The organism is Streptomyces recifensis (assembly GCF_002154615.1).
Taxonomy (GTDB): Bacteria; Actinomycetota; Actinomycetes; order Streptomycetales; family Streptomycetaceae; genus Streptomyces; species Streptomyces griseoluteus.
On the sequence record NZ_MUNH01000436.1, the window covers coordinates 1 to 560 of the forward strand.

Consider the following 560-nt stretch of genomic DNA (forward strand, 5'->3'; position numbering starts at 1 on the left):
GGGTGCCGTAGAGGAGGGGGCCCTGGGGGGCCGGAAGTGGCTCCACGACCGGCGGGGGCTGCTCCACGAGGGGCTGGGGCTTCTCCATGGCAACGGGCATGGCAACGGGCGCTGCCAAGACCGGCTGCTCGAGCCGCGGCTCCGGTACCGCCTTCTCCGCCCTAGGCGCCTCCGAAGGCCGCGCGAGCCTCCGTACCCGCCCCGCGCGCCAGCGGGCCACCGTGCCGAGGACGAAGACCGTCAGGACCAGCAGGATCAGCAGCTGGCCGATGAACAGGCCCCAGAAGAGGCCCCAGCCGGGGAGCTGAGCCGGTGGAGTGCCCGCCCAGGCGCCGGCGATGTCGTGCGGCCGGGCGACGAGGTGGCGTATGGCCAGCGGGGTGCGGGTGAAGGCCAGCGGGGCCGGCCAGGCGCCCCGCGCGAAAAGGGCCGCGAGGCCGGTGGCCGTCCACACCAGGACCGTCATGCCGAGGAGGAAGGCGAGCAGGCCGACCAGGAGGCCGTCCGGAATCCCGCCGCCCTCGCCCGCGCGTCCGGCCTCCCGGCCGCCGCCCCGTTCG

General features: G+C 76.1%; 1 pseudogene. It reads right to left on the minus strand.

From position 1 onward, the window contains the following. Positions 1-560 (minus strand): annotated as a pseudogene (locus tag CCN33_RS33185) (type VI secretion protein); the annotation flags it as partial.